This is a genomic window from Fulvivirga aurantia, assembly GCF_009711475.1.
Lineage (GTDB): Bacteria > Bacteroidota > Bacteroidia > Cytophagales > Cyclobacteriaceae > Fulvivirga > Fulvivirga aurantia.
The window spans coordinates 1-8,758 of sequence record NZ_SMMD01000800.1 but is presented as its reverse complement, the minus strand read 5'-3'; the positions used below and the strand labels follow the sequence as shown (position 1 = coordinate 8,758).

Here is an 8,758-nt window from a genome sequence, read left to right as displayed (position 1 = left end):
AAATCATTACCTATTTAGCTATTGCCCAAATACTCGCTTGGCGGACAACCCATCACTATTTTAAAAGACTTGTTGAAGGAAGACTTAGAATGGAAGCCTGCTTCCTGCGCCAGGCCCAAAAGTGTTTTCTTTTCTATTAAGGGAGATTTTGCTAATGCTATAAACTTATGAATGCGATGGTAGTTGACATATTCAAAAAAGCTCATCCCTATTCGTTCGTTTAGTAGTCGTGAAAGCTCAGGTGCATTGATCTGCATCATTTCTGCCAGCTCAGATTTTAATAATTTAGGGTTTAGAAAAGGCTCTTTTTCACGCATGATTGTTTCTAACTGAGTTTTTAATCGATCTAAATCAGCATGAGAAAATTTAGAGTTAGCATACTTTACTTCTTGTTCGGCTTCTACAAACCGAAAAACTGCCGGTGAAACCATCTGGTAATAAGCCAAAAACATAATAATAAAGGCAACCGCGAGCCAGATGAATGGGCGAGAATTGATTTCTACATAAGCATTATGGCCGAAACTAATGATATAAACGACTAACCAAACCGCCAGGCATGCACCAATGGCTACTAGTAGATTCCTAACAAAATGAACATTCAGGATATAGCTTCGCTCCCTTTGCAGCGCTTCTTTAAATGACCTAAATCTGAGTATACTCAACACAAAGTAGCTTATGTTTATGGTAAGCCCCAGACCTACCAGGATACGAACTACCCGAATGAGCTCTCCGCTAGCTATACGAGCTTCAATCAACTCAGTAGAAGCTGTAATGTAATAAAGCGTAACTACCAGACAGTAAAACACGCCAGGAATATAATGGAATAGGTCTTCTGCCCTGAATCGCTTTTTTGAAAGTGTGGATTGGATGAAGAGATAGACTGTAGGGCCGAAAAAAGGAATAGCAAACTCTGAAAGTCCCTTCCATTGTCGTTTCCAGTCAAATGATAGTTCACCTATCTTGCCGATGAGGCCCACCATCAACAAACTTATTAGGATTACGAGGTAGGTATTCACCTGCTTACGTTTTGTAGCTGAGATAGAAAAAATCGCTATTAGAAACAGTCCTTGGAAAAAGGCAAAGAAATAAATTTGACTCAGAAGATGCTCCAGATCCATTATTTTAATATAAACTCATTCACATGTTGTACTCCATGCGGTGCAAGTTGTGCTATTTCCTTTTGAAAAGCAGCGAAAGATGCCTCATTTTTCCACGCAGTAATCACAAAATAGTTCGGGTCATACCGGTAACCCAAGGGTGATGTGCCACCTGTGAGTGTGATCAAAAGCTCTCCCCCCATCTTTCGCACTTTCTGCTCCCAATCTTGAAAGACATTTGAATCATCGTCAAGCCAGTAGGCTGTGGCTATGTGAAATTTGCTGCGGTCAATGGTTAGTGTGTGGTCCTCGCCCATTTCGTAATAACGGGTGCCAAAGTATGACCATATCTCTCTTCTTCGTTCATGAAAATCAGGTACTTCGTCTGTAATATTATTAAGAAAACCCTGACGAGATTGTAGATTATCCCACTTGGCGAGAATCAGGTATGTAGGACATAGATTCCCTTTTGTATGATCTACAATTTTAAAGCCCGGCAAGGGCCGGTAGTTCATTCGTCTGCCAATAGGAATCACGGTTTCAAAATATGATTTTAAGGCTTCTTCAGCATGTTGCTTTTGTTCTATAAGCAGAATATCCATAACCTCTCCCTGTGCTAAAGTGATTGTATCTATCTTATTTTGTCCGTAAGCCAGGTTTAACCCCAACGCTAAACTGAGGGCTAAAAAGATATTACCTACTATTATGCTTTTCGTCATGATGTAAATGTTTTATTTGATATGGAATCAAAGCTATGTGGCAGAGCAACCACAACCTACAAAATAAACCTCTCAGGGGTGTTTATACGGTATATGGACTGATTTCCATTTGTTTTGACACTGACAACAGGACTGGTAGTTGTTAAACGGGCCAATTTAATCTCAGGTAAATTCACAACTAACTCCTAATTTAAAGCTTAATCAAGAGATCAAGGCTCTTGCATGCACTTTAAGTACAGCTTGTAATAATGGAGATCAAATTTTCTAACATCTACTTTGCTTATGGTGAAAACAAAGCACCAATACTTCGTGATTTTTCTCTTACAGCAAAAGCAGGAGATGTGATTTGTATCAAAGGTGCTTCCGGGTCCGGAAAAACCACATTATTTAAGTTGCTTTTAGGCTTCGAGTATCCCACGAAAGGAAAAATCACTTTTAATGATAAGGAGCTTAAAAGCACGCAACTAACCCAATTACGAAAACAGTCTACCTGGCTGCCACAAGATTTAAACCTTGGCGAAGGCAAACTTAAAGAGGTGTTTTATTACCCCTTCAGTTTTAAGGCAAATGAAGTCATAAGGCCTGGTGAAGAATATGTGCTCACTACATTTGAAGCACTCGGATTAAACAAAAACATATGGGATGAGGAATTCAAAAACCTTTCTACAGGCCAACGACAGCGTGTCGGCCTTGCACTTTGTCACTTGCTAAGTAAGGATATCATGTTGCTTGATGAGCCCACATCAGCGCTTGATCAGAGGTCAAAAGAGCGTGTAGAAAAGCTCCTCTTTGATAAAGAAAAGATCATCATATCTACTTCACATGATCCATGGTGGCTCGAAAGGTGTACGCAAATTGTTGAACTCGAACCTACATCATGATGGAAATCATTGACCTCACCTGGACACAACTTGCCATTGGCCTGGCAATACTGATTTTACCGGCTATTATACTCCGAAAGTTTAAAACCGGCCTCCTCACAAAAGTAGGAGTCGCTGTGGTGAGAATGATCCTACAACTTTTGTTTGTAGGCTATTACCTCGAGTACCTTTTTAAATATGACAATCCTTGGATCAATGTAGCCTGGATTGTTGTGATGGTCATAGTTGCTGATTTTTCTACCATCGACCGTAGTGACTTAAGGCGTAAGAAATCACTTATCATCAGCATTTTTGCAGCTACTTTTATCGGTATCTTAATCGTTGATTTTTTCTTTTTAAGGTTTGTCATTCAGCTACCAAATATACTGGCCGCTCAGTATACGATACCAATAACAGGTATGGTACTTGGCAATTGTTTAAGGAGTAATGTGATCGGCATAAACGATTTTTATTATAGCATTGACCAAAACCTGGAGCGGTACCGCTTCTATCTGGCCAATGGTGCTAAACATAACGAGGCACTATTTCCTTTTTTTCAAAAAGCTTTGATAAAAGCTGCCAACCCTACCCTTGCCGCGATGGCTACCATTGGTTTGGTTTCTCTACCCGGAATGATGACGGGTCAGATTTTAAGTGGTAGCTCACCACTTATTGCCATTAAATATCAAATCATGATCATGTTAGCCATCTTCTCAGGCACCATATTGTGCGTTTATCTTGCTATTTTCTTTTCTTCAAAACTTGTCTTTGACAAAAATCACAACTTAAAACACGGCATACTTAAGAAGTGATAGGTAGTGAAGGGAGAGACTCCCTCCTTTCTCTCACTTTTATTATATTGGCAGCAAATCAGCCACATGAAAGCACAACCCATTCTCATTTTTGCATTACTACTATTATGCAACTGCTCTAAAGAAGAAACTCCCGTTGCGGCAGATAAAAGAGCGTTTGAGATGGGGTTTACCACATGGAGTTTTGGGCCTACACTTCAAGATGTAGATGACACCTATTCCTTCATTGCAGACCATGCTGATATATATGCAGAGCATATTGATAGTCATATCCCGTGGAATGCATGGATCAATGGCCTTGAATTGCCTGAGGCCTTTACCAACGAAATTACAGGTCGTGTAAATAGAAAAATTGCAAATAAAGAGCTGCTATTATCCGTAAGCTTACTCAACTCAAGTAGAGACGAACTTGCTACTGATTTTGATGGCACAATCCCCTCTTACACCAACCTTGATGATACAAAAATAAAGGAGGCTTACTACGAGCACATCAACTACCTGGTTGCTCAATTAGACCCAGACTATCTTGTAATTGCTATTGAAGTAAACGAGCTTAACCTTAGAGCTCCAGAAAAATGGGAAGGGTATCAAAACTTAATCAAGGAGGTAAAGTCGAAGATCAAAAATATATATCCTGATCTTAAAATTTCAGAGTCAATCTCATTGCACAACTTATTTGAAGCAGAAGTAGGTAATCCGGAGCTTCATATCGAAGATATTTTCCGTCATGTCAATAAAAACGACTTCGTTGCTATTAGTTTTTACCCATTTCTAAAAAATCTAAGTTCAAAAGCCGAGATACAAGAAGCTTTAGACTTAGTACACACCAAAACTAACCTACCCATTGCTTTTGCTGAAACAGCACAAATAGCTGAAAACCTGGTGATTCCCAATCTTAATGTATCAATCAATGGAAATGCATCAAGCCAGAACGATTACCTCGAAATATTAATGGAAAATGCACACAAACAGGAGTACCTATTTGTAGTCTGGTGGGCTCACAGAGATTTTGACGCACTATGGGAAACCTTTCCTGAAGAAGTAAAAGATCTCGGGCAGATATGGAGGGACACAGGTCTGTTAGATGAAAATGGTTTGGAAAGACCGGGCTATACGACCTGGATAGATAATTATCAGAATTGAGCAATTCAGCCATCGGGTAATTTATTAACAGCCAAATACTTATATTTATATAAGCAATACCTATTCTATGAAGGCCTATATCTATTGTATCCTCGCATTTATTATATTTTATGTTGGTTGCCAAAGTCAGGCAACCGAAGCTGACATTGAAAAATGGAAGGCAGAAATTATGCAAGTCGAAAAAGATTTTAATGACATGGCGCAGGAAGAAGGGTTGGTAAAGGCTTTTGAATTTTATGCAGCAGAGGATGGCGTTATTCGCAGGCAGAAGAAAATCATCATAGGCAAGGCTGCCATTGCCCAGTGGTATAAGGGAGACGTAAGGCCTAACGAAACACTCACATGGAAACCCACATTTGTAGATGTCAGTCAATCTGGTGACATGGCCTACACTTATGGTGACTTTGTTTTTACCTACCCCGACTCGCTAGGAAACCCTAAAATCAATAAAGGCATTTTTCACACCGTATGGAAAAGGCAGCCAGATGGTAGCTGGCGGTTTGTTTGGGATTAGCTTTAAATAAACAAATCACCACTGGATACAAAAGAAAGACTTAATGCTACTGTATTTAAGCTACAATGTACAAATAACGGGTACTTAAATCCGAAAGCTACTCGCGTGTAGCCATAAATGATCCCACTCATAAGTTGAGGAAAAGTAAAAATGGGTAGAAGCAAAATATGCAACAGGTTTACTTCGTACTTAGAAATGTGCATCCACGCAAAAATGAGACTAGAAGCATAGTATATATAGCGAAAATTACAGCTCCAAAATCTTGAAATGTGATGCTGTAATTTGGTAGTTTTTAGTAGTACAAAAAGTAATGAACCAATGGCCAAAGAGATGCCGACTCTGGTCACAAAACTTTCGTCAACCGCACTTATTTTGGTAGCAAAAATCACTTTAGTGAAAAAGTAGTAGGACAAAACTGAGGTGGACAGTGAAAAATAAATAGCATTGAAAACCAGCGATAGTCTAAATGCAATTTCTTCAACTAATGGTAGGATAAAACCACCTAATACAACTAAAGTCAGCGGTGAAAAGCGCTCTCTTAAATTGGCACTTTGTACATTTTCGGGATCGTAAATAAAAGTAAAAAAGCCATTACAGGTATGAGCAAAATCATCTTTAAAATGAATAACCCAATGGTGTCATAAACCTTCTCTTTATTTGATTTGTCATGATTGGGTGAGTTTGAAGGTGCTTTTATAAATAAAATCAGCTCGTTGAATAGACCGATATAGAATTTTGGCTTTATAAGTGGGTATTTCATTTTTGCTTTTAAGCAACAGACTTAAATCAAAGCCATATGTTACAAGCACAACTAAAATAGTGTGTCATTTTACCTTCAAAAAAGCATAATTGGCTCAAATAATTTAAAGGACTGATAGTGACTTTGTCAATACCCGACATTAGCGTGTTTCGGTTTATAGCAACTCCCCTCTCACTAGGTTAAAACCTAATAACATCCTACTTTTGTGAACCGAAAGAATGAGATGAATTTTGAGCTTTTTACAGCTCTATACAATATAAAAACGCACGTTAACATGGCCACAATCATAGAAGACAATACGCTTAATTATATAAAAGATGTACTCGACAATATGCCGGCTGACTGGGTAAATCTTACCACCCACAGGCTTGATATCTATAACGAAGAATTAGCCAAATCTGAGTTCATAGAGAAGTTTGAGGCTCTTTCTACCACTAACAATTACAACACCACGGCTCTCAGCGAACTACCCACCGCTTACGACTACATCCGACTAGGTCACCCGCTGTCTTCTGTTTTAGAATGGACTGTAGCAAAAATTAATAACCTCGACACAGCCAGTGTTATCAGTTTTTCTTCCAGGACTGTACCTATTCTAGCCGTACTTAGAAAGAACTTATTCGAAAAGAAAAATACCTTAATTGCCTACACGGGTGATTTACCATCAGCATTTGATGCCGAAAAGATTAAAGAGGTTTATGGTTACAGCTTTGAGCTTAAGCAAGTAGCTAATGCCGAAGAACTTCCTGAATTTGATGGAAGCACGGTATATATTTCTCATTTAGACGAAATCGGTAAAGTAACCCTCAACACCAACACAGACTTTTTTATTGGCATTCATGCAGATCTTGGTAGTGTTTTGATGGTAAACGGAGAAGCAAACAAAAATTACATCTCTGAAATACAGCATGTTAGAAGACGAGAAACCATCGCCATGACTCCGGCCAACTGCTTTATAGCACTGCAACAACTTGTGGGCAGACCTTCTCCTAATAGTGAGGCAGGTAATGTTGAAAATAATAAGACGCTCGTCTTAGATACTATTAAGGACATAACGGCTACCGATACAAAACCGCTGGTAGGCTCATCCGGGCTTTCTGTGCAGTATGCTGTTATGATGGGGCTGATTGACCATGCCAATGAGCATCACCCGGGCAAAGACATAAAAATCATTATTCCTCCTAACTGCTATGGAGGTACCAATGATCAGGCGAGAAGAGTGGCCGCCTGCCTCGATCATGTAGAAGTACTCGACCTACCGGTAGACCGGGATAACGATATGGTGCAGAGTACTGACCAGGTGTTGGCTCAGGTAGCTAAAGATGATGCTGTGCCTTATATAATCGTAGAAATACCCACAAACCCACGGGTAGAGGTACCAGATCTCGATAAGTTGAGAGATGTATTGACTGAGAAACGAAAAACAACTTCGGGAGAGGCCGCTATCGACCCTGTTTTTATTATTGACCAGACATTCTGCCCTAACATACAGTTCCTGAAAGAAGGTGGTATTTTCTCATCTATCAGGTCGCTTTCTTATGTGAGCGGATCCAAGTTTCCGAGTGGTGGTAAATGCACAGCAGGATATTGTGTAGCCAATAAAGCCGCTGCAAACCTCATGGATAAAATTGAAAAACACATGGCACTGTGTGATAATGAAGCCACAGATCTGCAGATTAAAATTCTAGCTGAGCAAATGCCATCTATGAACCAGCGTATTTTAGATGCCTACAAAAACACGCGGGAGTTCGTCAATTTTATAAAAGACAAATTGCCTACCGCAAAAATTAACTTTGTATCAGAGGCACTGGCCGATGACGGTTTTACGCCTTCTGTGTTTTCTCTTGACTTACCTACTAAAGGTGCCACTGATGAGGAAAAAGAGACTTATAAAAGAGCCTTAAATCTCAAACTCATCAATATGATGATCACTGAGATACCTCACGAAAGCAAGTATTGTGTAAGCTATGGTCAACTCAAAGGTTGCTATTGGACAATACCGGCTACCTCTACACAAGGCACTACCAAAGAAGATGACAAAGACTACATTGCTCGTGTATCTGTGTCACCGGATTTAGACCTTGAAAAGCATAAAGAAGTCTTTGTCAATTTCGTACAAAACCTATAAAATAAAATTATCTAGTCTGCCGGTAAACTGTTGTTATCGGCAGACTTTTACTACTTATCTTTTTGCTTGATTTTGATATGATAGTAAGCGATAATAGCAATTAAAGATAGCATAGCAACGAGCGAATCCTCCACGCCAAAAGCACTCCCAGTGATCAACTCAGGGCCGTCTATTTGAGTTATTAAAACCGCATCAAACTCACTGATACCAGATAATGTAGTACCTAAAATCGGTTGTGCAATATTCCAGCTAAAATGGAAAGCTATTGGCAGCCAAAGCGTGCGTGTATCGATATACATATAAGCCGTAGCCATACCAAACAATACACCTAAGGTAGCTGGTAATATATCTTCATGAGGATTCATGAAATGAGGTAATTGAAAAAGTATCGAAGAGGCGAATAGTGCAACTGTTGTTCCTTTCCATTTTTCGATGATTGTAAATATCAACCCTCTGAAAACCAGTTCTTCCAGTACAACTACACCCAAAATTAAGGTCGCACTAGGCAGAAAAGAATAGAGATCATTCACTTCCAAAACCTCATAATACCCAAGAACATACATCAAGGCTACTGCAACTGATATTATGAGAAAACCTAGTACCAGACCAATCGATGTGTTTTTTAGTGCAAACGTTGTATCAAAATCTGAGAAATTTCTTCTTTCAACATACCTTATCAGTAAGTAGTATACACTCACCATAACGGCAACTCCCAGTAGGGGCAC

General features: G+C 39.4%; 10 protein-coding genes. 5 read left to right on the top strand and 5 right to left on the bottom strand.

Features of this window, described 5'->3' with window-relative positions; translation table 11 throughout:
- Window positions 1-14 precede the first annotated feature (14 nt).
- Window positions 15-1,016 carry a helix-turn-helix domain-containing protein gene (locus E1176_RS21360; RefSeq protein WP_185152747.1) on the bottom strand — a complete coding sequence of 334 codons (1,002 nt, stop codon included), beginning with the start codon at window positions 1,014-1,016 and terminating at the stop codon, window positions 15-17.
- A 101-nt stretch (window positions 1,017-1,117) separates the two neighbouring features.
- Window positions 1,118-1,816: a hypothetical protein gene (locus E1176_RS10705; RefSeq protein ID WP_155210603.1), complete on the bottom strand. Its 699-nt coding sequence runs from the start codon at window positions 1,814-1,816 to the stop codon at window positions 1,118-1,120.
- 248 nt (window positions 1,817-2,064) lie between these two features.
- Here E1176_RS10705 and E1176_RS10700 point away from each other — a divergent pair, with 248 nt between their 5' ends.
- The 4 genes from E1176_RS10700 (at window position 2,065) to E1176_RS10685 (ending at window position 5,145) form a co-directional block, all read left to right on the top strand.
- Complete coding sequence (locus E1176_RS10700; RefSeq protein WP_155210602.1) at window positions 2,065-2,697, top strand: ABC transporter ATP-binding protein; 633 nt, start codon at window positions 2,065-2,067, stop codon at window positions 2,695-2,697.
- A complete protein-coding gene (locus tag E1176_RS10695; RefSeq protein WP_222933132.1) occupies window positions 2,694-3,488 on the top strand; it encodes an ABC transporter permease in 795 nt (264 codons plus the stop codon). The genes E1176_RS10700 and E1176_RS10695 overlap by 4 nt, the downstream gene beginning before the upstream one ends.
- A 66-nt stretch (window positions 3,489-3,554) precedes the next feature.
- Window positions 3,555-4,631, top strand: a complete 1,077-nt coding sequence (locus E1176_RS10690) for a glycosyl hydrolase 53 family protein (protein ID WP_222933131.1) — start codon at window positions 3,555-3,557, stop codon at window positions 4,629-4,631.
- Between the two features lie 67 nt (window positions 4,632-4,698).
- On the top strand, window positions 4,699-5,145 hold the full coding sequence (locus E1176_RS10685; RefSeq protein WP_155210601.1) for a YybH family protein: 447 nt from the start codon (window positions 4,699-4,701) through the stop codon (window positions 5,143-5,145).
- 2 nt (window positions 5,146-5,147) lie between these two features.
- On the opposite strand, the gene E1176_RS10680 is transcribed toward E1176_RS10685, so the two are convergent.
- Together E1176_RS10680 and E1176_RS10675 are read right to left on the bottom strand one after the other, a co-directional pair.
- The gene (locus E1176_RS10680) at window positions 5,148-5,558 is read right to left on the bottom strand and encodes a hypothetical protein (protein ID WP_343030526.1); all 411 of its coding nucleotides are present in this window, start codon (window positions 5,556-5,558) and stop codon (window positions 5,148-5,150) included.
- A gap of 125 nt (window positions 5,559-5,683) precedes the next feature.
- Window positions 5,684-5,905: a hypothetical protein gene (locus E1176_RS10675; RefSeq protein ID WP_155210599.1), complete on the bottom strand. Its 222-nt coding sequence runs from the start codon at window positions 5,903-5,905 to the stop codon at window positions 5,684-5,686.
- 274 nt (window positions 5,906-6,179) lie between these two features.
- Here E1176_RS10675 and E1176_RS10670 point away from each other — a divergent pair, with 274 nt between their 5' ends.
- On the top strand, window positions 6,180-8,033 hold the full coding sequence (locus E1176_RS10670; RefSeq protein ID WP_155210598.1) for a PLP-dependent aminotransferase family protein: 1,854 nt from the start codon (window positions 6,180-6,182) through the stop codon (window positions 8,031-8,033).
- 50 nt (window positions 8,034-8,083) lie between these two features.
- On the opposite strand, the gene E1176_RS10665 is transcribed toward E1176_RS10670, so the two are convergent.
- Window positions 8,084-8,758: CPBP family intramembrane glutamic endopeptidase (locus E1176_RS10665; RefSeq protein WP_155210597.1), on the bottom strand; the 675-nt coding region annotated here is incomplete at its 5' end.

What these genes read in the sequence shown, in the direction of transcription:
- E1176_RS10705 (WP_155210603.1), bottom strand. Translation starts at nt 1,816, where the DNA reads ATGACGAAAAGCATAATAGTAGGTAATATCTTTTTAGCCCTCAGTTTA.
- E1176_RS10690 (WP_222933131.1), top strand. Translation starts at nt 3,555, where the DNA reads ATGAAAGCACAACCCATTCTCATTTTTGCATTACTACTATTATGCAAC.
- E1176_RS10675 (WP_155210599.1), bottom strand. Translation starts at nt 5,905, where the DNA reads ATGAAATACCCACTTATAAAGCCAAAATTCTATATCGGTCTATTCAAC.
- E1176_RS10700 (WP_155210602.1), top strand. Translation starts at nt 2,065, where the DNA reads ATGGAGATCAAATTTTCTAACATCTACTTTGCTTATGGTGAAAACAAA.
- E1176_RS10695 (WP_222933132.1), top strand. Translation starts at nt 2,694, where the DNA reads ATGATGGAAATCATTGACCTCACCTGGACACAACTTGCCATTGGCCTG.
- E1176_RS10670 (WP_155210598.1), top strand. Translation starts at nt 6,180, where the DNA reads ATGGCCACAATCATAGAAGACAATACGCTTAATTATATAAAAGATGTA.
- E1176_RS10685 (WP_155210601.1), top strand. Translation starts at nt 4,699, where the DNA reads ATGAAGGCCTATATCTATTGTATCCTCGCATTTATTATATTTTATGTT.